This is a genomic window from Mycobacterium sp. AT1 (assembly GCF_002043095.1).
Lineage (GTDB): Bacteria > Actinomycetota > Actinomycetes > Mycobacteriales > Mycobacteriaceae > Mycobacterium.
Genome location: NZ_MVOC01000023.1, coordinates 79,536 through 102,166, shown reverse-complemented (window position 1 = coordinate 102,166; position 22,631 = coordinate 79,536). Strand labels below are relative to the sequence as shown.

Here is a 22,631-nt window from a genome sequence, read left to right as displayed (position 1 = left end):
TGCTGGCCGCGCGGTGGCATGGGCGCCGGGGGTCGACGCGGTGGCTGCGGTGCCCGGCGCGGCGGCCGCATCCGCATCGCCTGCGTCGCGTCCTCGGTGTAATCCCGTTGCACCAGAACGTCTTGCGAGATGCGCTCGAGCACTTCCTTGACCTGGGTGCGGTCGGGCTGGATGTGCAGCCCGGCCGACTGGGTGAGCCCGCTGGTCAACCACTCCAAGGTCTGCGCGCGTACCAGCTCCACCTCGCGAGCCCCGGCCGGCGTCAGCCAGAACTGATCCTGGGTGCGCGCCGCGTAGCCGGTCAGCGCCAGCCGGTCGAAGGCCGGTTCGAGGATCTCCCGCGGCACGCGCACGTGTTCGGCGATGTCGCTGAGCCGGGCCTGCCCCGCGGCCTGCCCGAACCGGTAGACCTGCAGCAGCGCCCACAGCCTGCTGATGTCGAGCTTGCTGCCTGGCCGCTCCGCGATGGCGCGCAACTGCATGCCGGACCCCTGCTTGATCAACCGGCCGACGGCGTTCTCCAGCAGCTGGTCCGGCGAGTCGGTGGTCGGCATCGCGAAGCCCTCGCCCATGTCGGCGGCGATGCTGACGTCGTTGCTGCGCAACGGAACCTGCTTGAGCATCAGCGCCAACACGAATCCCACGACGGCCACCGGCGCGGCGTAGAGGAACACCTGGTCGAGGGCATCGGCGTAGGCCGACGCGATCGGGGCGGCCATCTCCGGGGACAACGCGTGCAGCGCGTCCGGGGACTGCGCCGCCGCGGCCGGTGCGCCGCTCTTGGCCACGGCGTCGGCGAGCGGGTCGGTCAGGAAGTTGTTGAACAACGACCCGAACACCGCCGCACCGAACGAGCTGCCGATGGTCCGGAAGAACGTGACGCCCGACGTCGCGACGCCCAGATCGGCGAAGTCGACGGTGTTCTGCACGATCAGGACGAGCACCTGCATGCACATGCCGATGCCCGCGCCAAGGACCACCAGGTACAGCGACTGCACCAGGGTGGAGGTGTCCGGACCCATCCGCGACAACAGCACGAAGCCGACGGCCATCACCGCCGTGCCGACGACCGGGAAGATCTTGTACTTCCCGGTGCGGCCGACGATCACGCCGCTGCTCATCGACATCGTCAGCAGCCCGAGCACCATCGGCAGGGTGTGCAGCCCCGACGTGGTGGCCGAGACGCCGTCGACGAACTGCATGAACGTCGGCAGGAACGTCAACGCGCCAAGCATCGCGAAGCCGACGACGAACGACAGCGCGCAGCACACCGCGAACACCGGCTCGCGGAACAGCCGCATCGGCAGGATGGGTTCCTTGGCGCGCAGTTCGACGGCGATGAAGGCGGCGATCGCGATCACCGACCCGACGAACAGGCCGATGATCATCAGCGAGCCCCACGCATACTCGCTGCCGCCCCAGCTGGTGGCCAACGTGAGTCCGGTGGCGCCGACGCCGACCAGCACGATGCCTGCGTAGTCGATGACCGGGCGCGCCTTGCGGCCCAGGTTGGGGATGGCGATGACGGCGACGATCAGCACCACGACGGCCACGGGCACGTTGATCCAGAACGCCCAGCGCCAGCTCAAATGGTCGGTGAAGAACCCGCCGAGCAGCGGGCCGATCACCGTCGTCACGCCGAACACCGCGCCGAGGGCGCCCTGGTACTTGCCGCGTTCGCGCAGCGGGATTACCTCGCCGATCACCGCGGTGGCGGTGACCATGATGGCGCCGCCGCCGATGCCCTGCAGCGCCCGTGCCGCGACGAGCATCGGCAACGACCCGGCCAGGCCACACAGCACCGACCCGGCCATGAAGAACAGCACCGCCGCGATGAAGACCGGCTTGCGGCCGAACAGGTCGCCGAGCTTGCCGACGATCGCCGTCACCACGGTCGAGGCGAGCAGATAACTGGTCACCACCCACGCCTGGTGGCCGGCGCCACCAAGATCTGCCACCACGGTCGGCAGCGCCGTCGCCACGATCGTCTGGTCCAGCGCCGCCAGCAGCATGCCCAGCAGCACCGCGGTGAAGATCAGGTTGCGCTTGGGGCCGGCGACCTCGACGTCAGCGGGAGGGGGTGGACCGGTCATCGTGGCCGTCATGCAGTGGTCCTCGCTCCGGGTGTCAGTTGATGTCGGCGTTAGTTACGCGACCTAACAATGTACCCGCCGAACGCCTGCTGCAATCCCGTCAGCTCGTGGAGCCGTATTCGAGCGCCGGCTCAGCCGAGTCCACGTGCCCGTTGCTGATGATCGTCAGCTGGTCGGGCCGCACCTGGTACCTGGCGCCGTCGGCCGGGTTCACGGCGTCGTAGCCGCTCCCGTTCGGCACCGCGGTGGCGATGCGCACGTTGGCTCCGTCGCGCAGCCGTTGGCCGTGGTAGTAGAAGCTGCCCGGCGAGTCCTGGCAGATGACCGCCAGCGACGACGCCGTCCGGATCGCCGCCACCGCCGCTCCCGTGTCGCAGCGGGCCGCCTCGCCGACGAAGCCCTTCGCGTCGACGTTGGACACGCCGGAGAGCGGTGCGGCGGAGGTGGTCGTCGTCGTAGTGGTCTCCGTCTCCGACGTCGAACTGGGCGGCGCGGCCAGCCGGCTCTGCGGCTGCGATCCGGTATCGCCGCCGGTGAAGACGATTGCCGCGGCCAGCCCCGCCGCCAGGCCGAGGGTCGCGACGGTCCCGGCAAGCAACAACTTCTGGGTGCGACCGAACCGCGACCGCGCCACCGGAGCCTGGGCCGCGACGGCCGGGTGCGGCACGTACGCCGGCGGCCGTTCGGCCGTGAATTGCCTGGTGTGGGGCGCCGCGGCGGGTCGGGGCGACGCGTGGACCGCGGCCGCGGCCGCCCTGGCCAGCTCGCCCGCCGTGGCGAACCGGTCGCCGGGACTCTTCGCCATGCCCTTCGCGACGACGGCGTCGAACGCGGGGTTGAGGCCCGGGCGCACTTCGCTGGGCCGCGGCGGCGGCGCGAACATGTGCGCGCTCATGACCTGGCGGATGTCGGCCGCCTCGAACGGCGCCCGGCCCGTCAGGCACTCGAACAAGAGGCACGTCAGCGAGTACACGTCCGACGGCGGGCCGCCTGGCGTGCCGCCGAGCCGCTCGCTGGCCATGTACGCGCACGACCCGATGATCATCCCGGTCCTGGTCACGGTCGCTTCGCCGCCGCCGTTGGCGATGCCGAAGTCCACCAGGTAGGCGAAGTCGTCCGGGGTCAGCAGCACGTTCTCGGGTTTGATGTCGCGGTGCACCAGGCCGTTGGCGTGCGCGGCGTCCAGCGCGGCGGCGACCTGGCTGACGATCGCCACCGTCCGCGCCGGCGGCAGGACACCCTTGACACGCAGCTCGTCCTTGACGCTGCCGCCCTCGACCAGGCGCATGTCGATGTAGAGGACCCCGTCGATCTCGCCGAAGTCGTGCACGGGGATGACGTGGGGTTCCTGCAGTCGGGCCGCGATGCGCGACTCGCGCCGGAATCGGTCCCGGTAACTCGGGTCGGCGGCGACGTCGGCCCGCAGGATCTTCAGGGCCACCATGCGCTCGCGCACGGTGTCATAGGCCCGGTAGACCTCACCCATGCCGCCCATGCCGATGAGTTCCTGCAGCTCGTAGGGTCCGAATCGCGTGCTCGGACGCGGTCCAGCACCCGGGGACGCCATAACCGATCCTTCCCTCACTTCGTCTTGGGTCCGCCCGTAGCGTGACCTGGCGTGATGCCGAAGCCGAAGCAGCACAAGCCAATTGATTCGTGCCCAGGGTACAGGGCCGCACGGCCACGCGCCGTTCACGGGGAGTAGTACCGGTCGGTGGGCGAAAGGGGAATCGGCGGCTCGTCCCCAAGGGGGCGTGCCCACCCGGTCTGGAACTCGCTATCACCGGTGATATCAGTCCCGCAGTGATATCACCGGTGATATGGACTTCGAGAGCGGGTCCAGGCCCAGAACGGCGACCGGAAGCCGCGGCTGAAGGGAGCATCGACGAGCACATCGCCGGTAATCCGTTGTTGCGCAGCATCTTTGAATACGCACCCCGGCACCGGTTAGGCTGGCCAGGACGGTTGAGCCCGCAGCCGACATCCAAGGTCCGCTCGACCGACAGATCGGCTCCCGTTCGTGCTCACAACCAGCGCCTCGTCGCTCGCAGCCCGCGGCCCCGTGACGGAGTGCCACGGCGTCCAGTTGCGCGCGCAGCTGCGAAGCCTCGCCGTCCTCGTCGAGGTGACGGGCCGCGTTGGCGACGCCAACCGCACCCTGGTGACCAACCACGTGCGACGGTTTGCCCTGGTCGGCGGCGCACTGGTGCTGGATCTGCGGGAGGCCGGCGGCATCGACGATGCGTTCACGAGCGGCCTGAGCCCCGTTGCCGAGCTGACGCTCGTCCTCGACCAGGCGCGGCAGGAATCCCTGACGTCCGACGGCCCGAGAGTCGTCGGTTCGGTGGGCGAGGCAATGCGCGGCATCGCCGGGCGGCTCGCCGCGCGTCGCGCGCTCGTGGAGCTGTCGGCTTAGCCGACGCCAGCACGAACGGTCGGTTGCCATTCGACGACGACCCGGTCACCAGGTCACACCAGCCGTACGATGAATTTGTCACCACCACAAGGAAACGGATGTCTCCATGAGCGCAGTGACCACGGCTTGGAACTCGGCCGACGTAAAACCGCTGAGCGACTACACGTTGTCTCAACTCGACGGCTGGTGGCGGGCGGCGAACTACCTGTCCGTCGGCCAGATCTACCTGCTGGACAACCCGCTGCTGCGGACCCCCCTGGCCCGCGACGACGTCAAACCCCGGCTGCTGGGCCACTGGGGCACCACGCCGGGGCTGAACTTCCTCTACGCCCACCTCAACCGGGCCATCAAGGAACGCTCTCAGTCGACGATCTACGTCACCGGCCCCGGCCACGGTGGTCCCGGTTTGGTCGCCAACGCCTACCTGGACGGCACCTATTCGGAGACCTACTCCGACGTCACCTCCGACGCGGAGGGTTTGCGTCGACTGTTCCGCCAGTTCTCGTTCCCCGGCGGCATCCCGTCGCACGTCGCCCCCGAGACGCCCGGCTCCATCCACGAGGGCGGCGAGCTCGGGTACGCCCTGTCGCACGCCTACGGTGCCGCCTTCGACAACCCCGACCTGCTGGTGGCCGCCGTGGTCGGCGACGGCGAGGCGGAGACCGGACCGCTGGCGACCAGCTGGCACTCCAACAAGTTCGTCAACCGCACGCAGGACGGCGTCGTGCTGCCCATCCTGCACCTCAACGGCTACAAGATCGCCAATCCGACTGTGCTGGATCGCATTCCGAAGGAAGAACTCCGCAGCCTGATGGTCGGGTACGGCCACGAGCCGTACTTCTTCGAGGCCACCGAGGACACCGATCTGGCGCAGGCGCATCGCGACTTCGCCGAACTGCTCGACACGGTGCTCAACCGGATTGCCGAACTCAAGGCACTACCGGACGACGCCGTCGAGCGGGTCCGCTGGCCGATGATCGTCTTCCGCACCCCCAAGGGCTGGACGGGACCCGCCTACATCGACGGGAAGAAGACCACCGGGTCGTGGCGCGCACACCAGGTTCCACTCGCCAACGCCCGCGACACCCCCGAACACCTCAAGGTGCTCGCCGACTGGCTGGCGTCCTACCGCGCCGACGAATTGTTCGACGCCGACGGCAAACTCGATCCGACGATCGCCGAACTCGCCCCGACCGGCGACCTGCGGATGAGCGCCAACCCGCACACCAACGGCGGTCTGCTGATGAAGGACCTCCGCCTGCCCGACTTCCGGGACTACGCAGTCGACGTGCCCGCACCGGGTGCCACGATCGCCGAGTCCACCCGCGTGCTCGGCAAGTGGCTCACCGACGTGGTGCGACTCAACCCCGACAACTTCCGCATCTTCGGCCCCGACGAGACCGCGTCCAACCGCCTGCAGGCCGTCTACGACGCCACCGACAAGCAGTGGAACGCCGAGTACGTCGGCCCCGAGGTCGACGAACACCTCGCCCGCGCCGGCCGCGTGATGGAGATGCTCTCGGAGCACCAGTGCCAGGGCTGGCTGGAGGGCTACCTGCTGACCGGACGCCACGGCCTGTTCAACTGCTACGAGGCGTTCATCCACATCATCGACTCGATGTTCAACCAACATGCCAAGTGGCTCAAGGTGACCAACCACATTGCGTGGCGCCGGCCGATCGCCAGCCTGAACTACCTTCTGTCCAGCCATGTTTGGCGTCAAGACCACAACGGCTTCAGCCACCAAGACCCCGGCTTCATCGACCATGTGGTCAACAAACGCGCCGAAGTGGTCCGGGTGTACCTGCCGCCGGACGCCAACACGCTGTTGTCCACCTACGACCACTGCCTTCGCTCACGTCAGTACGTCAACGTCGTCGTGGCAGGCAAGCAGCCCAGCCCGAACTTCCTCACCATGGAGGAAGCGATCGCGCACTGCACACGCGGGCTTGGCATCTGGGAGTGGGCGGGCAGCGAGGTACTCGGCGAGGAGCCGGACGTCGTCGTCGCGACGTGCGGTGACGTCCCGACGCTCGAGGGCCTGGCCGCGGTGGACCTGCTGCGAAAGAACGTGCCCGACTTGAAGATCCGCTTCGTCAACGTGGTCGACCTGATGCGGCTGCAGGACGAGAAGGAGCATCCACACGGGTTGTCCGACCGCGAATTCGACATGCTGTTCACCAGGGACAAGCCGGTGATCTTCGCCTATCACGGGTACCCGTGGCTGATCCACCGCCTGACCTACCGTCGCGCCAACAACGAGAACCTGCACGTGCGCGGCTACAAGGAGGAGGGCACCACCACGACGCCGTTCGACATGGTGATGCTCAACGACCTCGACCGCTACCACCTGGTGATCGACGTCATCGACCGCGTGCCGTCGCTGCAGTCCTCGTATGCGACGCTGCGCCAGCAGATGGTCGACAAACGGCTCGCCGCCCGCGAGTACACGCGCACCCACGGTGACGACATCCCCGAGGTGCGTGACTGGGTGTGGCCAGCCGCCCACGGCGCGACGTTCGGCGCCGTCGGCGCCACCGAAGCGACCGGCGGCGACAACGAGTAGTCGCCGCTAGCGCATCGCCCGGCCGGCCGACCCCAGCATCTGGGCGGCCTCGACAACCCTTGCGGCCATGGCGTTCTCGGCGGGCTTGCCCCACGACCTGGGGTCGTAGGCCTTCTTGTTGCCGTAGTCGCCGTCGACCTTGAGCACCTGGTCGTACTTGGAGATCATGTGCCCGGCGACGGACCGGGTGAACGCGTACTGGGTGTCGGTGTCGACGTTCATCTTCACCACGCCACTGGCGACGGCCGACGCGATGTCCTCGGCGCTCGATCCGGATCCACCGTGGAAGACGAGGTCGAACGGCTTGTCCGTGCCGGTCTCGGCGCCGATCACCGTCTGGATCTCCTTGAGGATCTCCGGGCGCAGGTGAACCGAATCCGGGTGGTACACGCCGTGCACGTTGCCGAAGGTCAACGCGGTGAGATACCGACCGCGCTCCCCCGTCCCCAGTGCCGCGATGGTGGCGCGCGCGTCGTCGACCGTGGAGTACAGCTGTTCGTTGATCTCGTGGGAGATGCCGTCCTCCTCGCCACCGATCACGCCGACCTCGATCTCGAGGATGGTGTTCGCCGCCACCGACGCCTCCAGCAATCCTGCTGCGATGCGCAGGTTCTCGTCGAGCGGCACCGCGGAACCGTCCCACATGTGCGACTGGTAGAGCGGGTCGAGGCCGCGGGCGCGGCGTTCCGTCGCGTCGGCGATCAGCGGCCGGACCCAGTCGTCGAGATTCTCGGCGGGGCAGTGATCGGTGTGCAGGGCGACCGTGACCGAGTAGTGCGACGCGACCTCCTGAGCATAGAGCGCGAGCGCCTTCGACCCCGCGAAGCGGCTCTGAACCCTGTTGCCGGACAAGTAGAGCGCCGTACCGAGCGACACCTGGATGATGCCGTCGCTCTCTGCCTCCGCGAACCCCTGCAGGGCGGCGTTGAGCGTCTGCGAACTGGTCACGTTGATCGCCGGGTAGGCGAACCCGCCCTCCTTGGCGCGGTCCAGCATGGCGACGTAGTGGTCGGGGGTGGCAATCGGCATGGTCGAATGTCCTGTCAGTGGGTGGTGAGCTGAACGTCTAGGTGCAGCCGCACGAATTACGGTGATGGAACGTGGTCGGTACGTGAATTCGTTGCGGCGCAGCGTCGTGTCCCCGGATGCGGGCCAGCAGCATGTCGGCCGCGGTGGTGCCGATCGTCTCGACGTCTTGGGCCGCGGCGGTGAGCCTCGGCTCGAAGAGGTCCGACCATTCGAAGTCGTCGAAGCAGACGAACGCGACGTCCGCCGGAATCGACAAGCCAAGGCCACGAAGGGCTTTGAGCGCCCCGATGGTCATCGAGTTGTTCAACGACACCAGCGCGGTGGGGCGGTCGCCACCGGACATCAGCGCGCGCACCTCGCGTTCGGCCACGTCGGTGCTGGACGCGCCGTCGAGGACGAGAGCCGGGTCGACGACGACGCCGCGGTCGGCCAGCGCGGCGGAGTAGCCGTCGAACCGCTCGGTGGTCGAGGAGATCCCGGCCAGCCCGCGCAGCACGCCGATCCGCCGATGGCCGAGATCGAGCAGATGCGCCGTCAGCGACCGCGTCGACGAGAAGTTCTCCGGGACGACCTGGTCGCTCCCGACGTCGAGGCCACGGTCGATCAGCACCAGTGGTGTTCGCGTCCTGGCTATTTCGGGAAGAGCACCGTGCTCCGAGCCAGCCGAAGGAGCCACGATCATCCCGTCGACCTGACGGTCCAGCAGCGAATCGATGACGCGCTTCTCCGACTCCACCTCGTCGTGGGAGTCGCCGACGATCAGTACGTACCCGGCGTTCGACAGGGCCCGTTCCACGGCGTGCACCAGGCTCCCGAAGTACGGATTCGTCAACGCCGAGATCGAGAGTCCGATCGTGTGCGTGCGCCCGGCGGCGAGCGATCGCGCGACGACGTTGCGCCGGTACCCGGTCTTCACGATGGCCGCCTCGACACGGACCCGGGTGGCGGTGTCGACCTTGCGCGTGCCGTTGAGCACGTGCGAGACGGTGGACGCCGAGACACCCGCGAGGCGGGCGACGTCGCCCATCGTGGTCACCGGAGACGCACGATCCGATCGGCTCGACCGGCAGTCGACTCGATCAGTTGGGCGTTGCGCTCGTCGGGGCCCAGCGCCCAGTACGCCGCGTCCTGCGGCGACTTTCCGTACGCCTCGTGCCGCCGCAGCAGCCGTTGGTGACGAATGTCGGTGTCGGGGGCCAAGAACCACACCTCGTCGATGCAGGACCGGGCCGCAGGCCAGGCGTCGGACTCCAGGAGCAGGTAGTTGCCCTCGGTGACCACCAGCGGCACCGTGGGTGGGACGGGGATGGACGAGCCGATCGACTCCTCGATCTCCCGGCGGAACCGGGGTGCGTACTCGACGGGGCCGTCGACGCGCTGCGCCCGCAGCGCCGAGATCAGCCGGGCGTACCCGCCGTCGTCGAACGTGTCGTTGGCGCCCTTGCGGTCCCGGCGACCCAGGTCCAGCAGCACCTCGTTGGCCAGATGAAAGCCGTCCATCGGGACGAGCACGGCGACGTCGGGGCCGAGGGCGGTGACGAGTTGGTCGGCAACGGTGGACTTTCCGGCTCCCGGAGCGCCGGTGAGGCCGAGGATGCGGCGTTCACCGTCGACCACGAGCGCCCTGGCCCAGGCGACCAACTGGTCGAGGGTGGCGTCCTGCACGTCGTGGTCGATGCTCACCGTTCTCACTTTCCAATCCGTTCGCTGGACAGTTCACTCAGCCAGGCCCGCGGCCCGACCATCGAACACCGTAGTGCCGCCACGCGAGCGGAGCGTTCGATGCGCTCGGCGACGCCGCCCGCGCCCCGCGTCGAGAAGTACGAATACGCACCGTGGAAGGCATCGCCGGCCCCGAGTGTGTCGACCACCACTACCCGTTCTGCGGGCACCGAGCCGGACTCGCCGTCCGACCACCACTGAACGGGGTCACCGCCGTGCGTGATGACGACGGTCCGCACACCAGCACCGACCAGCGTCGCGGCGGTGGCCTCCGACCGGTCGTCGCCCGGCGTGTGGAAGTCGTTGGAGCACACCATGTCCGTCGCATACTCGAGGAGGTCGCCCATCACCGGCTTCCACCGGCCGGCGTCCACGACGAGCGGGGTCGACCGGTCCCGCGAGTGCCGGGCGGCGGCGCGCGCCATCAGGGGATGGTGTCCGTCGACCAGCACCACGTCGGCACCGGCCACCAAACCGTCGAGCTCCGCCGGTGGCGTGGCGTCGGAGTTCACCGCGTCCAGCGAGACGACCGACCGGTCACCCGTCGACTCGACCACCGACACGGCCGAGACCGGCACCACCCGGGTGCTGCCCGCCGCCGCGTCGACCACCGTCACGCCGTACGCCAAGAGGTCGGCTCGGATCAGATCCGCGACCGGATCGTCACCGAGCGCGGTCACCAGGGTCGCGTCGCCGCCAAGTGCCGCGAAGGTGACCGCCGCGTTCGCGGCCGGTCCGCCTGCGGCGACGAACTGCTCGCTCGAGGTGATCTTCTGGTTCGCCGCAGGCGCTTTCGCGATGCGGTGGATCACGTCGAGCGTCGCCAGCCCGACGAAGACCCCGACCGGGGCCTTCTCAGAGACCTGCGCGTTCCTCATCGGTCGGCTCCTCCGCACCGGTCATGAGCGCCACCACCTCGGACATCGAACGCGACTTCGGGTCGACGACGCCCGCGCGCTGCCCGAGCCGGTGGATGTGGATGCGGTCGGCGACCTCGAACACGTGCGGCATGTCGTGACTGATGAGCACCACGGGGATGCCGCGGTCTCGGATCGACCGGATCAGGTCGATGACCTGTCCCGACTCCCGAACGCCGAGGGCGGCCGTCGGCTCGTCCATGATGATCACGCCGCGGCCGAACGCGGCGGCCCGCGCCACCGCGACGCCCTGCCGCTGCCCACCGGACAACGTCTCGACGGCTTGGTTCACCGACTTGATGCCGATCTTCAGGTCGGCGAGGTGCTGCGAGGCCTCCTCGCGCATCCTCGGCATGTCCAGTCGGCGGAACAGGCTGCCCGCGAGACCCTTTCGCCGCACCTCGCGTCCGAGGTACAGGTTCGACGCGATGTCGAGTGCCTGCACGACCGCGAGGTCCTGGTACACCGTCTCGATGCCTGCCGCTCTCGCGTCGCGGGTGTTCTTGAACGACACGGGTGTTCCGTTCATCAGCATCTCGCCGGAGTCCGGAACCACCGCGCCCGCCAATGCCTTGATGAGGCTGGTCTTTCCGGCACCGTTGTCGCCGATGACCGCGAGCACCTCGCCCGCGCGCAGTTCGAAGTCGGCCCCGTTGATCGCCGTGACGTTGCCGTACTTCTTGACGAGTCCACGGGCTTCCAGAACCGGTGCGCCAGTCACTGTGACCTCCTGCGGGCGAATTGGTCGACGGCCACCGCGACGATGACGAGGACGCCGGTCGCGATGTTCTGGTACAGATTGTCGACTCCGGCCTGGGTGAGGCCGTTGCGGAGGACGCCGACGATCAACGTGCCGACCAGCGTCCCGCCGACGCCGCCGCGGCCACCGAACAGGCTGGTGCCGCCGATGACCACCGCGGTGATCGATTCGAGGTTGGCGTTCTGGTACGCGTTCGGGTCGGCATTGGGGATCCGACCGAGCGCGGCCCACGCGGCGATGGCCGCGATCACCCCCGTCGTGATGTACACCGAGAACAGCACCCGCTGGGACTTGATGCCCGACAGGTTCGACGCCTGCGGGTTGCCTCCCACGGCGTAAACGTGCTTGCCCCAAGCTGTTTGGGACAGCGCGTACCACATCACCAGGTAGACCAGGAGCATCGCGACCACGCCGTACGTGGTCGAGAACGACCCGACGCGGAAGGACGTGCCAAGGAAGGTGAGCAGGCCCGGCTCCACGCGGTAGGTCTCGGAGCCCGCGAGCAGCCGGGTGGCGGCCTGGATCGCGGTGAACGTGCCGAGGGTGACGATGAACGGCGGCAGACGCAATGCCGTGACGAGGCCGCCGTTGATCGCGCCGAAGACCACGCACACCAGCAGCGTCGACGCCAGGGCCATGAACGGCCCGTTCGCGCCGGCTGTTTGGGCCATCACGATGGTGCCGAAGACGGCTACCGCACCGATCGAGAGGTCGATGCCGGAGGTGAGGATGATCAGCGTTTGGCCGACGGCGAGGATGCCCACCACGACCGACTGTTGCAGGATCAGCGACACGTTCTGCGGGTTGAGGAACGAGTTCGAGACCGAGCTGAAGATGATGATCGCGATGACCAGCGCCACCAGCGGCCCGAGCAACGGTTCACGCAGGAGGTTGCCCGCGTTGAACCGGCTCGAGACCGACGACGGTGCCGTCGCGGGAGCGTCGGTGGTCATGCGCCCGCTTTGCCCCAGCAGTTCTGCTCGCCCCATGCGGTGTCCTTGGACTCGAGACCGGCGACGGGCTTGTCGGTGATGAGCTGCGAGCCGGTGTCGTTGAATCCGCTGGGCTTGGTGCCGTCCTTGGCGAACTTGACCACGGCCTGCACGCCGAGTTCGGCCATCTTGGCCGGGAACTGCATCACGGTCGCGCCGATCTTGCCCGCCTTGACGTCGGCGACGCCGGTGCAGCTGCCGTCGATCGAGCCGATGGTGATCTGGTTGGCGCGGTTCGCGGCTTGAATCGCCTGGTACGCACCGGCAGCCGCAGGCTCGTTGATGGTGTAGAGCGCGTTGATGCCCGGTGCGCGCTGGAGGATGTTCTCCATCGCGGTCTGCGCCTTGGTCTGGTCGCCGTTGGTGCTTTCCTGGCCGACGATCTCCGGTGAGCCGTTGGCGATGCCGAAGCCCTCGAGGAACCCGTCGTGGCGGAAGGTGTCGACGGTGCCGCCGGGGGTTCCGTCCAGCATGACGACCTGCGGCGCCGCGGTCCCGAGCGCGGCCTTGACCCACTTGCCCTGGCTGACGCCGGCGGCCTTGTTGTCGGTGGCGAACGTCGCGTCGACCGCGTCCTCGGGATCGGTCGCGGTGTCGAGCGCGATGACGACCACGCCGGCGTCGCGCGCCTTCTTGATGGCGTCGAGCACGCCGGTCGAGGAGTTCGGGGTGATCAGGATGCCCTTGACGCCCTGGCCGACCATGTTCTCGATGGCCGCGACCTGGCCCTCGTTGTCACCGTCGAACGCACCCGCGAGCGCGATCAGCTTGGCGCCGTCCTTGTCGGCCTGGGCCTGGGCGGCCTCACGCAACTTGACGAAGTACGGGTTGGAGTCGGTCTTGGTGATGAGCCCGACCTTGACCTCGTCGGAGCTGGATCCGCCGCACCCGGAAAGACCGAGGACCAACGAGCCTGCCATCAGAACCGCTCCGACGACGTGCGAGGGCCTTGCGAACATGTGGACTCCCTTGTCCTCTTTGCGACGCCGGTCGTCGCGCGATGTTGGGGAGCCTAAGCGCTAGGCAAGCGCTTGCGCACGCGCTTTCGCAAAAACTACCGACTCGGTTCGTGGAAGCGGCCGATGATCGGGATGCGTTCGATGATCCGGTCGCGCAACCGGGGCTGCTGCGGTGGCGGCGGGGGCACGTAGACCGGCGGGGGCGGCGCGGCAACGGGCGGCGGGACGTACACCGGGGCGGCGGCGGGCGGGGGTGCCTGCGGCGCGGCGACGGTCATCGTCTTCGCGACGACGTGGGCGATGTCCGGGAATCGGACGGCCGGGCGGCTCGTCGGCGGTGGCACCACGAGGCGTTCGGGTTGCGCTGCGGCACTGAGGTTCTCGACCGGATCGTCGTCACTCAGGTTGAGTCCGATCGCGATCGACAGCGACACCACGAACGTCACCACCGCGACCGCGAGCACCCCCAGCAGCACGCCGGCTCGGCGCGGCGGCACATCCCCGGGCCGAGGGTCGGACATGTCGAGCGTCCTGGCGGCGACCAGGGCCGCGCCGCGGGCCAGCGCGAGGTCGGCCTCGGCGGCGGAGAAGACCGGCGCCTCGGTGATGGCCTCGAAGGCGGTCACGATGACCTCGACGTCGTCGGAGCCGATGACGAAGATGGCGGCGGGCTCACGGTCGAGCACGGCGATGACGCTGCTGGTGAGTTCGAGTGCGTCGGCCCGGTCCGCGGGCCGGTCGACGTAGTGAACCGTCACCTCGCCGCCGTCGACCACCGCCACGAAGGCCGAGTCCGGCTCGACGATGCACACGGCGACGTCGTCGTAGTCGGTGATGTCGGCGATGCCACTGGCCAGGGCGGCGACGGCCGCGGTGTCCGAGACGCGCGCGACGTCGTGGTGACCGCGCGCGACGAGGGCGTCGACGACGGCGGCCGCAGCCCCACCGGCGTCCGCGGTGGAGGTGACCCCGACGACGCGGATCCGGTCCTCGGCGACGACGGCGGGATTCAACACCGCATGCACCAGCAGATCGGCGTCGACGTCGTCGATCGCCGGGATGTCGAGCTCACCGCGGTCGATCGGGTCGCCCTCGCCCGTCGACCCCTCGACGAGCACCCAGCGCAGCGCCGCCGTGGTCAGCGACAAGCCGAGGACGAGGTCCATGGGTGTCACGTTACCGGTGGGGGCAAGCACCCCGGCTCGACGCGGCCGGAGACTTGGGCGCCATACCCGGCCAGACTCGATATAACCCGTGACATCAACTCCCAGAGCGGGTCTGGGCCGCCGCTAGCGGGCCCCGTTGATCACCGGGGCGTCGATCAAGCCCTTCTCGATCCCCCATTGGGTCGCGATGGTCCGGTACTCGCCCGTCTTCATCAGCTGCTCCAGCCCCTGCTTCAACGACTCGGCCAGGCCGGACCCCTTGGCCACCGGCCAGCCGTAGAACGCGGAATCCGTCACCTCACCGGCCGTCTCAAGGACACCGGCGCTGAGCTTCACCGCGAAACCCGTCACCGGCGAATCCGCCGACATCGCGTCGACCTCGCCGGCCACCAACGCCTTGGTCAGATCGTCCTGTCGGGTGAACACCACCATGTCGATCGGCGACAACCCCGCCGCCGCACAAGCGTCGCTCTTGGCAGGGATCTCCTTGGTCTCCTGCAAACCGCCTTGGGCCACACCGACTTTCAGGCCGCACGCCGCCGACGGCTCCACCGACGTCCCCGCGCGGCGCGCCCACAGATTGCCCGCCTGGAAGTACGTCACGAAGTCGACGTCCTTCTCACGATCGGCGGTGTCGGTGAACGACGACGCCCCCACGTCGAAGTTGTCGGTCTGCACCGACGGGATGATGCTGGCGAACGCCGTCTCCCGATAGTCGGCCTCCAGACCCAACGTTCGCGCGATCGCGTTCATCAGGTCGACGTCGAAGCCGACGATGTTCCCCTGCGAATCCTTGAACTCGTTGGGGGCGTAGGGAACGTTGATGCCGATCACCAACCGGCCGGACTGCCGGATGTCGGCGGGCACCGTGGCCGCGATCGACGGCACCGCGCCCGCCCGCAGACTCGGATCCGCCGGTGCCGTGCTGTCCTCGACGGCCGCCTGCCTGGGGTCATCCGGCCCGGATCCACTGCGCCACTGCACGACCCCGAACGTGCCGACCGCAGCAATCAACACCACCGCCGAGACCACCGCGACGATCGTCCGCGAGGGACGCCACCCGCCGTGGGTCGGAACCCGGCGCGCAGAATGCCGGCCGGAGCGGCCGCTGCCCCGCACGGGCGCATTCAGCGCGCGGCGGGCGGCGGCGGCCAGCTCGGCGCCGGTCTGATACCGCTGGGCCGGCTTCTTGGCCATCCCCTTGGCGACCACGTCGTCGAAGGCCGCCAGTCGCGGGTCGAACGCCGACGGCCGCGGCGGCGCCTGCACCATGTGCCCCGCGATCTGCTGCTCCAGGCTGTCCGCGGGGAACGGCCGCGAACCCGTCAAGCTCTCGTACAGCACGCACGCCAATGCGTAGACGTCCGACCGTGGGTCGCTCTGCCCCGCGTCGAATCGCTCCGGCGCCATGTACGCCAACGTGCCGAGCGTGTTGCCCGCCGTCGTCATGCCCTGCTCGCCCGCGGTGCGCGCCAGACCGAAGTCGATCAAATAGGCGAACTGCTGTTTGGTGAGCAGAATGTTGGACGGTTTGACGTCCCGATGGATCAACTGTTCCTGGTGGGCGGCGTCCAATGCGGTGGCGACCTGCTCGACCACCTCCACGGCCAGCGTGGTGTCGATCGGTCCCTCCCGCTCGGCGAGGATGTCCCCGAGGGTCTTGCCGTCGATCAGCCGCATGTCCAGGTACAGCCGGCCGTCGATCTCGCCGTACCCGTGGATCGGCACCACGTGCGGGTCGTTCAGACTGGCCGCGGCCTGCGATTCGCGGCGAAACCGCTGCTGGAAGACGCTGTCCTGGGCCATGTGCGGTGGGAGTACCTTGAGCGCGACGACGCGGTCGGTCCTGGTGTCATAGGCGCGGTAGACCTCGCCCATGCCGCCGCGGCCAAGCAGCTCGCGCAGCTGATAGTGCCCAAATGACGTCGCGTCCACCGTCTACTCCTTGGCGGCAGCCACCCCCGTGGCTGTCGATAGAAGCTACCGCACGTGCGGATACTCCGGCGAGCGGTGCTGAAAGGCGAGGATGTCGGGATTGACGATGTTCCCGTCGCGGATCTCGATCGCCCGACGCACCGTCTCGTCGTCGTCCCACTCCGTCGGCCCGGCGAGAATCGTTGACAGGTAGGGGATCAACGCCTCGCTGATCTCCCACGTCGCGGCGTTCCACAGGTAGGACGGGCTGTGGTCGACCGCGTAGTACGTCATGTTGTTGCCGACGATGAACGTCGGATCGTCGAACGACGTCGGGAGCGCCCAGCTGAAACCCATTCCGGCGTCGCACGATACGTCGATGAACAGGCTCCCCGACCGGAACGCTTCAAGGTCGGGCTCGTGCAGGAAGACCAACGGCGCGTTGGGGTCCTGCAGCACGCAGTTCACGACGACGTCGTGCTCGGCAAGGTACTGCGCCAGCCGCACCCGGCCGTCGTCGGTGAGCGCGAAACTCGAGCCTTGCTCATCGGACTCGAACTGCACGATCTCCGCAGAGTGGATCGGCGACGCCACTTCGGAGACGTTGCGGTTGGTGAGGATGTCGATGTCGTGGACGCCGATGGCGTTCAGCGCCGTGACCGCCCCGCGAGCCGTGGCACCGAAGCCGATCACCGCGGCACGCAGGCGACGCCCGTAGGTGCCGGTCGACCCGATGATCTCCAGCGCGTGCAGCACCGAGCAGTAGCCGGCCATCTCGTTGTTCTTGTGGAACACGTGCAGTTTGAAGGAGCCGTCCTTGCGCCACAGATTCATCGCCTCGAAGGCGATCAACGTCAGGCGGCGGTCGATCGCCTGCTGCGTCAACTCCGCGTCCTGCACGCAGTGCGGCCAACCCCAGAGGATCTGCCCGTCACGCAGTTCGGCGAGGTCGCCGGCGTCCGGCTTGGCCAACAGGATGACGTCGCACTCGGCGATCAGCTCTTCGCGCGATCGCAGGCCAGCCACCGAACGCGACAGTTTCTTGTCCGAGATTCCGAAGTGCTCGCCGTAGCCGCGCTCGAGGTAGATCTGCCCGACGACGCTCTTGTCGATGCGGTCGAGGTGCTCCGGATGGATCGGCAGCCGGTGCTCGTTCTCCTTGTGCGTACGTGCGATGACGCCGAGCTTGAGTTCGCTCACGTGGCCCTCCCGAGGCATGGTCATCCCCCGAAGCCGGGATGCCGACTCGGTAGTTAGACCGTACGCGACCAGCCGTCGCCGATCCCATTTCGCCCACGTGTCAACGAAATTGACACCTCCTCGATATCCGCGTCTACTGGAGACCTATCAAGAATTCGAGGCGCCGTTCATGACCACCAATTCGATCGTTCTGATCGTCGTCGCGATTCTCGTCGTGCTGGCCCTCGCCGGCGTGGTGGCGATCTTCTCGCGCAAGTTCCGCTCCGATCGCCGACTTCTCGGTGACGCCACCGTCGTCGGGGAAATGGCCGCCGAGGCCAAGATCGTCCAACACCGCGACGACGTGCGCGCCCAGCACGACACCCGTCCCGCTACCGACGGCTGACCGGCGTCAGCGGATCGACACCAGCTGGTCGATCGAGTCGCGCGGCAAGAGCCCGTCGACGATCGCCGTGACGTACATCGAGTTCAGGGTGATGGCGCCCTTGTGGTTGACCAGGAAGGCCGTGTCGGCGGCGTCGCCCCCGGTGGCGATCCGCACCAAACTCTGTCGCGGCGCGAGCAACGTCGCGTCAACGACGCGCCACTGACCGTCGACGAACGCCTCGGCGACCGCGTGGAAGTCCATCGGATAGAGCCCCGGCGCGTAGACCGCGACGACGCGGGCGGGCACGTTGACCGCACGCAGCAGCGCGACCACCAGGTGGGCGAAGTCCCGGCACACCCCGGCGCCGGCGAGCAGCGTGTCGACCGCCCCGTCGATCGGATCGCTGGACCCCGGCACGTAGTTCAGCCGGCTGCCCACCCACGACGACACGTGCTCCAACACGGTGGCCGAGTCGGCGTAACCGCCGAATTCCGTTGCGGCGAAACCGTAGAACTTGTCGGCCTCGGCGTACCGGGTCGGCCGCAGATACCGCGACAGGTCGTAGTCGGTCACCGGGGCGGGGTCGGTCTGGCCGATGACGGTGGCCGAGTAGGTCACCTGCAGGTTGCCCCCGGACACCTGAAGCTGGTGGATCCGGTTGCCGTGCTCGCCGCTGATCTCCTTGGCCTGCACGGCCTCGCCGTCGAGCATGAACGTCAACGCTTCCCACACCTCGGTGTTCGGATGCGGCGCGATCGCGACCTGGAATTCCAACGTGGTCGGTGCGGTGACGTCGACGTCGAGTCCGCAGGCCACCTCGCGCCGCATGACGTCGACCGTCATTCAGCGACGGTCGAAAAGCGTTGCGCGTTCTGCATCGTCGACAGCACGGCCAACGTGGACATGGCCCCCTGGTTGCGGTCGACGCCGTCGACGCCGAGACCGTCGTAGCCGCCGCCGGTCTGCGAATCCCACATCGGCTCACCGGAATCGTTGGCACCCTCGAACCAGGCGGCGGCCGCGCGGACGGCGTCCGGCCACTTCGGGCTGGCGTCGACGCCGGCCGCCCGGGTGCAGGCGTCCGACATCTCGGCGACGGCGGCGGGTTGACGGTCGACCACCGCGTCGTCGAGCAAGCGGTTCAAGAGGTCCAAACCCTGCTGGCACAGCGCGGGCCGCTCCAGCGTGGTGCCTGCGGCGATCATCGCCTCGGCCATGACGGCCGCTCCGGAGGTCTGCGCGGCCGACTCGGAGTCGGCGTAGGCGGTCAGGAGGGCGCGGGCGATCGCGTGGTCGGGTTCCACCGAGAGGACCTCGGCAGCACCAAGCGCGGCGTACGCCATCGCCAGCGGAGATGGCGACCGCACCTTGCCTGCGCGCTCGAACTGGATGACGGCGACCCGACGGACCAGACCGACGCTGCTGTGCGCGGCGGCGGTGCCGAGCGCCCACAGGCACCGGCCCCACCACACCTCGAGAGACGGCTGGTCGACCCAGTTGCCCTTGTCGTCCATGTGATTACGGCACGGACCCGCGTACGACTGAGCCTCGTTGAGGTATCTCACCGCGAGACCGGCGAGACCGTTCACCGCGCCGTCCGGGTCCGGCTGACGGGTGGCGACGACCAGCAGCCGAGCCATGTCGTCGGTGCGGTAACCGCCGCTGCGCTCGGGCTCGGTCAGCAAGGCGTGCTCGAAGGTGCCCCGCCGGTCCGAGAGGTGCAGCAGGTGGTCGAAGACGGGTAGCGGTGAGACGAGTGACTCGGTCATACCATCGCCGCGCGATCGGCCACGACGCGGCGAGCGAGCGCGAGGTACGCGGTCGCGGCTACCGGCCAGCCCATCGACGGCGCCAAACGCCGCGCCTCCGCGGCCATGTCACCGGTCATCCGCGGGTCGGTCAGCATGCGGCGCAACGCAGTTGCCAACGCTTCCGGGTCGTCGTGGTCGACGACGATGCCCGCTCCGCTGCCAAGAAGTTCGACGGCGTGCGGGAAGGCGGTGGCAACCACGGGCCGGCCCGCGGCCAGCGCGTCGACCAGCACGCCGGAGTTCGCCTGATCGGTGGAGTCGTACGGCAACACCACGGCGGCCGACGTCTGGATCAGCGCCGAAAGCGACGCGGTGCTGCGGTAGATGGAGTCGAAGCTCACCGCGGTTGCGACGCCGGCAGCCCTGGCCCGCTCGACGCAGGATTCCCGGTAGGCCTCGCCCTCGGCGGCGAGCACGTTCGGGTGGGTGGCACCGGCGACGAGGTAGCGCGGCTGGCCGCGCAGGTCCTTGAGCCCGCCCATGGCGTCGATGACTCGCTCGACACCCTTGCCGGGACCCATCAGGCCCCACGTCAGGAGCGTCGGCCTGCCCGAGCGCTTCAGCGGGGCCACCGTCGGCAGCGTCGCGCCGCGCTGAATCGTGACGACCTTTCCGGGGTCGACGGCGTAGTCGGCGCACAGCCGCTCGTTGGCCGCGCGTGACATGACGACGACCCGGTCTGCCTTGGCGACCAGGGTCTCCATCGCCGAACGCTGTTGCGGCGTGGGATGTTTGAGCACTTTGTGGGCGACGACGATGGTCGGGACCCGCAGGTCCTCGACGACGTCGAGGATCTCGGCGCCGAAGACGTCGTAGTCATGCTGAATGACGGCGACGTCACGCTGATTCAGCAGTTCGACGCTCGCGCTGACCGATGCGGACGAACCGTTGACGAACTCCCCGATGACCGCCTTGCTCGTCGGCTCGGCACCATCGGCAACGCGAATCACTCCGACGTCTGATCCGTTGGTGGACAGACCGTTGGCCAACCCTGCGCTGAACGTGGCAAGGCCACACGGCGTCGGCGGAAAGCTCGTGAGCATCCCGAGGGTTGGGTTCAAGCGTCGTTCCGGCGCCATGTGGCCGATGAAGGACGGAAAACGGGTTGGAACGTTCAAGGTGGTCCCGACTGGCGGATGTCACCGAAGTGCCCGGCGTGAGCGGATGCTCCTGGAGAACAGCGGCGGACAGCTGTCTTCGATCCCGGACTGGTTGGGGTCCCAACGACCCCGACTTTACCACCCCTGACGTGCTCCGACCTGCCCCGTGTTGACCATTCCCACAGCTAGAGGGCCTGATGGGCCATTCTCAGGGCGTTTTGTTTCTGGCCTGCGCTCGGCGTACGGCCTCGTCGACCACGACCGCTGCGACGTCGGCCAGTTTGCGGTGTTCGCTCTGGCTCATCCCCTGCAACTGGACGAACGCGTCCTCGGCGGTGCGCCCGGTGCGGGCACGGATGATGCCGATGGCTTGGTCGATGACGGGGCGCGACGACAGGGCCCGCTGCAGTTGGGCGTTGAGCGTCAAGGCCTCGGAGAGCACCTGGGCGTTGTGGACGGCGGCCGCCGCCGGACTCGCGAAGAGCTCACCCAGTTCTTGGGCGTGGTCGTCGAAGACGTCCTTGCCGTAGGAGTAGACGGTGATGGCCCCGACCACGCGGTCCGGCAGCAGCAGCGGCAACGCCAGCACGCTGTGCACACCCATTCGGCCCACCCGTGGGCCGAACCTCGGCCACATCTTCTCCCCGCCCAACGAACCGGATCGCACGGGACGTCGATCGCGGGCCGCGGTGATTCCCGGCCCCTCGTCGAGCGTCACGTACTGGATTTCGTCGATCGCGGCGACGAACGGGGCGCTGGCAGCCAGCGCTGCCACCGCAGTGTCGGTGGCGTCCACCCGCAAGAGCGTCACCGCGGCGCCGTCGGCCCCTGGGATGGCCCGGCACGTGAACGCCGCCACCTGCTCCAGCAATTCGGGCAGGCCGAGGCTGCCCGCGAGGAGACCCGCCAAGGCGTCTATTCCGGCCCGGAGGTCGGCGACGTCGGCATCGGATGCCGTGACTTCCGTCATGCCCTACCTGCCAGCCGTGGAGTGCCGCGAACCGCAGCAGAACGACCTCCAGACTATGCCCGCGACGCCCCCACCGATGCGCCACCCGAACCATGGGTAAAACCCGTTGCCGGAGAACGTGTTTCGGCGCCGCCGCGGTGGGTCGACACGTGGCGAGCGTATGGTCGTGGGATCGGGACCACTCAGGCCCCCAACGCAAAGGGCCACCGATGTCTGACAAGTCCCCACGATCCGCGATGTCCAAGAAGGCCGGCAAGTCGCTGAAGGAAAAGCGCGCCGACAAGCGCACCAAGGCCGACACCACCTCGGCTACCGAGGACGCCATCCGCAAGAAGCGCTGATCCTGGGCGCGCCCGGATCGAGTCACGGCCGACGTCAAACGGTGATTGACGTCACCGTTGCTGGCAGCTAAGTTTGTCCCATATCTGGGATGGATTTGCTAAACGGGGGAGTTCGTATGGGGCGCTGGATCACCGGAATGTTTAGCTCACGGGACGCCTCCGTCACCGCCGGCGACGAGGGGTGTTCGGTCTGCGATCACCCGTTCGGACACCTCACGCATGCGTGCATCAGCTCGATCGGCCCCGCCGCTCCGGTGCACCTGGCGCTTCCCATTCTCGTACCGGTGGCCGTCGTCGCCTGACGTTCG

At 68.4% G+C, this 22,631-nt stretch carries 21 protein-coding genes; 5 read left to right on the top strand and 16 right to left on the bottom strand.

The features are described 5' to 3' along the window. Positions 1-2,105, bottom strand: a 2,105-nt coding sequence (locus tag B1790_RS11940; RefSeq protein ID WP_079923421.1) for an MDR family MFS transporter, incomplete at its 3' end; no start/stop codon positions are given. An 88-nt stretch (positions 2,106-2,193) separates the two neighbouring features. Then, positions 2,194-3,660: a serine/threonine-protein kinase gene (locus B1790_RS11935; protein ID WP_079923420.1), complete on the bottom strand. Its 1,467-nt coding sequence runs from the start codon at positions 3,658-3,660 to the stop codon at positions 2,194-2,196. A gap of 453 nt (positions 3,661-4,113) precedes the next feature. Here B1790_RS11935 and B1790_RS11930 point away from each other — a divergent pair, with 453 nt between their 5' ends. Together B1790_RS11930 and B1790_RS11925 are read left to right on the top strand one after the other, a co-directional pair. After that, complete coding sequence (locus B1790_RS11930; protein ID WP_079923419.1) at positions 4,114-4,509, top strand: hypothetical protein; 396 nt, start codon at positions 4,114-4,116, stop codon at positions 4,507-4,509. A 106-nt stretch (positions 4,510-4,615) separates the two neighbouring features. Next, entirely contained in the window at positions 4,616-7,075 is a 2,460-nt protein-coding gene (locus B1790_RS11925) for a phosphoketolase (RefSeq protein WP_198951984.1), read from the top strand. 6 nt (positions 7,076-7,081) lie between these two features. Here B1790_RS11925 and fbaA read toward each other — a convergent pair whose 3' ends face one another. From fbaA to B1790_RS11875, 10 genes are all read right to left on the bottom strand, one after another. Then, entirely contained in the window at positions 7,082-8,104 is a 1,023-nt protein-coding gene (gene fbaA, locus B1790_RS11920; RefSeq protein WP_079923418.1) for a class II fructose-bisphosphate aldolase, read from the bottom strand. Positions 8,105-8,141: 37 nt separating this feature from the next. Then, positions 8,142-9,131 (bottom strand): LacI family DNA-binding transcriptional regulator, encoded by a 990-nt coding sequence (locus B1790_RS11915; RefSeq protein ID WP_233165072.1) that lies wholly within the window; start codon positions 9,129-9,131, stop codon positions 8,142-8,144. Between the two features lie 5 nt (positions 9,132-9,136). Beyond that, complete coding sequence (locus tag B1790_RS11910) at positions 9,137-9,787, bottom strand: nucleoside/nucleotide kinase family protein (protein WP_079923433.1); 651 nt, start codon at positions 9,785-9,787, stop codon at positions 9,137-9,139. 5 nt (positions 9,788-9,792) lie between these two features. Continuing rightward, complete coding sequence (locus B1790_RS11905; RefSeq protein WP_079923416.1) at positions 9,793-10,704, bottom strand: PfkB family carbohydrate kinase; 912 nt, start codon at positions 10,702-10,704, stop codon at positions 9,793-9,795. Continuing rightward, complete coding sequence (locus tag B1790_RS11900; RefSeq protein WP_079923415.1) at positions 10,682-11,464, bottom strand: ATP-binding cassette domain-containing protein; 783 nt, start codon at positions 11,462-11,464, stop codon at positions 10,682-10,684. Before B1790_RS11900 ends, B1790_RS11905 begins: the two co-directional genes overlap by 23 nt. Then, complete coding sequence (locus B1790_RS11895) at positions 11,461-12,456, bottom strand: ABC transporter permease (protein WP_079923432.1); 996 nt, start codon at positions 12,454-12,456, stop codon at positions 11,461-11,463. The genes B1790_RS11900 and B1790_RS11895 overlap by 4 nt, the downstream gene beginning before the upstream one ends. Further along, positions 12,453-13,454, bottom strand: a complete 1,002-nt coding sequence (locus B1790_RS11890; protein ID WP_079923414.1) for a substrate-binding domain-containing protein — start codon at positions 13,452-13,454, stop codon at positions 12,453-12,455. The genes B1790_RS11895 and B1790_RS11890 overlap by 4 nt, the downstream gene beginning before the upstream one ends. A gap of 95 nt (positions 13,455-13,549) precedes the next feature. Continuing rightward, on the bottom strand, positions 13,550-14,620 hold the full coding sequence (locus B1790_RS11885; protein WP_079923413.1) for a hypothetical protein: 1,071 nt from the start codon (positions 14,618-14,620) through the stop codon (positions 13,550-13,552). Between the two features lie 123 nt (positions 14,621-14,743). Beyond that, positions 14,744-16,555: a bifunctional serine/threonine-protein kinase/transporter substrate-binding domain-containing protein gene (locus tag B1790_RS11880; RefSeq protein WP_079923412.1), complete on the bottom strand. Its 1,812-nt coding sequence runs from the start codon at positions 16,553-16,555 to the stop codon at positions 14,744-14,746. 45 nt (positions 16,556-16,600) lie between these two features. Next, positions 16,601-17,752, bottom strand: a complete 1,152-nt coding sequence (locus B1790_RS11875) for a N(5)-(carboxyethyl)ornithine synthase (protein WP_198951985.1) — start codon at positions 17,750-17,752, stop codon at positions 16,601-16,603. A 151-nt stretch (positions 17,753-17,903) separates the two neighbouring features. On the opposite strand from B1790_RS11875, the gene B1790_RS11870 reads away from it, so the two are divergent. After that, entirely contained in the window at positions 17,904-18,119 is a 216-nt protein-coding gene (locus tag B1790_RS11870) for a hypothetical protein (protein ID WP_079923411.1), read from the top strand. A 6-nt stretch (positions 18,120-18,125) separates the two neighbouring features. Here B1790_RS11870 and B1790_RS11865 read toward each other — a convergent pair whose 3' ends face one another. The 4 genes from B1790_RS11865 to B1790_RS11850 all read right to left on the bottom strand — a co-directional run bounded on the left by B1790_RS11865 (position 18,126) and on the right by B1790_RS11850 (position 21,982). Then, positions 18,126-18,944 carry a transglutaminase family protein gene (locus B1790_RS11865; RefSeq protein ID WP_369832338.1) on the bottom strand — a complete coding sequence of 273 codons (819 nt, stop codon included), beginning with the start codon at positions 18,942-18,944 and terminating at the stop codon, positions 18,126-18,128. Further along, the gene (locus B1790_RS11860; RefSeq protein WP_079923410.1) at positions 18,941-19,870 is read right to left on the bottom strand and encodes a hypothetical protein; all 930 of its coding nucleotides are present in this window, start codon (positions 19,868-19,870) and stop codon (positions 18,941-18,943) included. Before B1790_RS11860 ends, B1790_RS11865 begins: the two co-directional genes overlap by 4 nt. Continuing rightward, positions 19,867-20,955: a glycosyltransferase gene (locus B1790_RS11855; protein ID WP_369832337.1), complete on the bottom strand. Its 1,089-nt coding sequence runs from the start codon at positions 20,953-20,955 to the stop codon at positions 19,867-19,869. The genes B1790_RS11860 and B1790_RS11855 overlap by 4 nt, the downstream gene beginning before the upstream one ends. Before the next feature lie 265 nt (positions 20,956-21,220). Then, entirely contained in the window at positions 21,221-21,982 is a 762-nt protein-coding gene (locus B1790_RS11850; protein WP_079923408.1) for a GAF and ANTAR domain-containing protein, read from the bottom strand. Between the two features lie 209 nt (positions 21,983-22,191). Here B1790_RS11850 and B1790_RS35640 point away from each other — a divergent pair, with 209 nt between their 5' ends. Together B1790_RS35640 and B1790_RS34670 are read left to right on the top strand one after the other, a co-directional pair. After that, positions 22,192-22,323 carry a hypothetical protein gene (locus B1790_RS35640; protein ID WP_255354829.1) on the top strand — a complete coding sequence of 44 codons (132 nt, stop codon included), beginning with the start codon at positions 22,192-22,194 and terminating at the stop codon, positions 22,321-22,323. A 137-nt stretch (positions 22,324-22,460) separates the two neighbouring features. Then, positions 22,461-22,625 carry a hypothetical protein gene (locus tag B1790_RS34670; protein WP_158083810.1) on the top strand — a complete coding sequence of 55 codons (165 nt, stop codon included), beginning with the start codon at positions 22,461-22,463 and terminating at the stop codon, positions 22,623-22,625. Positions 22,626-22,631: the final 6 nt, after the last annotated feature.

Bases quoted from the DNA above. Each gene is read 5' to 3' on its own strand.
- B1790_RS11895 (WP_079923432.1), bottom strand. From the start codon at position 12,456: ATGACCACCGACGCTCCCGCGACGGCACCGTCGTCGGTCTCGAGCCGG.
- B1790_RS11935 (WP_079923420.1), bottom strand. From the start codon at position 3,660: ATGGCGTCCCCGGGTGCTGGACCGCGTCCGAGCACGCGATTCGGACCC.
- B1790_RS11855 (WP_369832337.1), bottom strand. From the start codon at position 20,955: ATGCTCACGAGCTTTCCGCCGACGCCGTGTGGCCTTGCCACGTTCAGC.
- B1790_RS34670 (WP_158083810.1), top strand. From the start codon at position 22,461: ATGTTTAGCTCACGGGACGCCTCCGTCACCGCCGGCGACGAGGGGTGT.
- B1790_RS35640 (WP_255354829.1), top strand. From the start codon at position 22,192: ATGTCTGACAAGTCCCCACGATCCGCGATGTCCAAGAAGGCCGGCAAG.
- B1790_RS11870 (WP_079923411.1), top strand. From the start codon at position 17,904: ATGACCACCAATTCGATCGTTCTGATCGTCGTCGCGATTCTCGTCGTG.
- B1790_RS11915 (WP_233165072.1), bottom strand. From the start codon at position 9,131: ATGGGCGACGTCGCCCGCCTCGCGGGTGTCTCGGCGTCCACCGTCTCG.
- B1790_RS11850 (WP_079923408.1), bottom strand. From the start codon at position 21,982: ATGACGGAAGTCACGGCATCCGATGCCGACGTCGCCGACCTCCGGGCC.
- B1790_RS11925 (WP_198951984.1), top strand. From the start codon at position 4,616: ATGAGCGCAGTGACCACGGCTTGGAACTCGGCCGACGTAAAACCGCTG.
- B1790_RS11905 (WP_079923416.1), bottom strand. From the start codon at position 10,704: ATGAGGAACGCGCAGGTCTCTGAGAAGGCCCCGGTCGGGGTCTTCGTC.
- B1790_RS11890 (WP_079923414.1), bottom strand. From the start codon at position 13,454: ATGTTCGCAAGGCCCTCGCACGTCGTCGGAGCGGTTCTGATGGCAGGC.
- B1790_RS11875 (WP_198951985.1), bottom strand. From the start codon at position 17,752: ATGCCTCGGGAGGGCCACGTGAGCGAACTCAAGCTCGGCGTCATCGCA.
- B1790_RS11865 (WP_369832338.1), bottom strand. From the start codon at position 18,944: ATGACGGTCGACGTCATGCGGCGCGAGGTGGCCTGCGGACTCGACGTC.
- B1790_RS11885 (WP_079923413.1), bottom strand. From the start codon at position 14,620: ATGGACCTCGTCCTCGGCTTGTCGCTGACCACGGCGGCGCTGCGCTGG.
- B1790_RS11860 (WP_079923410.1), bottom strand. From the start codon at position 19,870: ATGACCGAGTCACTCGTCTCACCGCTACCCGTCTTCGACCACCTGCTG.
- fbaA (WP_079923418.1), bottom strand. From the start codon at position 8,104: ATGCCGATTGCCACCCCCGACCACTACGTCGCCATGCTGGACCGCGCC.